The 1,030-nt window shown below is 72.1% G+C and carries 1 protein-coding gene; it reads right to left on the minus strand.

The features are described from left to right. The coding region (locus tag ADK41_RS04330; protein ID WP_159043938.1) for a beta-ketoacyl reductase at positions 1-1,030 on the minus strand (1,030 nt) is incomplete at both ends.

Below are 1,030 nucleotides of genomic sequence, written 5' to 3' on the forward strand. Positions count from 1 at the left end.
GTCGTGCAGGAAACCGCCCGAGCGTGTGTACGACGTCCCGGGCACACTCCGGTCCGGGTGGTAGAGGGACTCGACGTCCCATCCACGGTCAGCCGGGAACTTGGACACGGCGTCGACACCCTCGGACACCAGCCGCCACAGGTCCTCCGGCGACGACACCCCGCCCGGGTAACGGCACGCCATCCCCACGATCACCACCGGATCGTCCGCCACCGACGGCAGCGACCCCACCGGCACAGCCACGTCACGCACGGTTCCGAGCACGGTGTCGAGCAGATGGTCGGCGAGGAGTTCCGCGGTCGGGTAGTCGAAGACGACGGTGGCGGGCAGGCGCAGCCCGGTCGCCTTGCCCAGCCGGTTCCGCAGCTCCACCGCCGTCAGCGAGTCGAAGCCCAGGTCCTGGAAGGCCCGGTGAGGGCTGACCGTCTGTGCGCCCGAGTGGCCGAGGACGAGGGCGATGTGTCCGCGCACCAGGTCCAGCATCATCTCGCGGCGTTCGGTCTCGCCGAGCGCGGTCAGCCGTTCGGCCAGTCCGGTGGTCTCGGCAGACCCTGTGGCCGCCGCGCGACGGGGGGCCGTCCGGATCAGCCCGCTGAGCAGCGGCGGAATCTCTCCCTGCGCGCGGAGCGCCGGGAAGTCGAGGCGCACGGGGAGAAGGACCGCCGCATCGGCGGCCATCGCAGCGTCGAACAGGGCGACGCCCTGCTCCACCGTCACCGGGGGGAGGCCGGAGCGGGTGATGCGGCGGTGGTCGGTCTCCGACAGCGCCTGGGTCATGCCCGCGTCCTGCGACCACGGACCCCACACCAGCGACACCGCCGGCAGCCCCGACGCACGCCGACGACGCACCAGAGCGTCCAGGAACGCGTTCCCCGCCGCATAAGCCGACTGACCCGCGCTGCCGAACGTCCCCGCCACCGACGAGAACACCACGAAGGCGGTGAGGTCGAGGTCCTTGGTCGCCTCGTGCAGGTGCCAGGCCGCGTCCACCTTCGGACGCAGCACACCCGCCAGCCGCTCCCCCGTCAGC

This window comes from Streptomyces caelestis, from assembly GCF_001279005.1.
In the GTDB taxonomy this organism is placed as follows: Bacteria; Actinomycetota; Actinomycetes; order Streptomycetales; family Streptomycetaceae; genus Streptomyces; species Streptomyces heliomycini.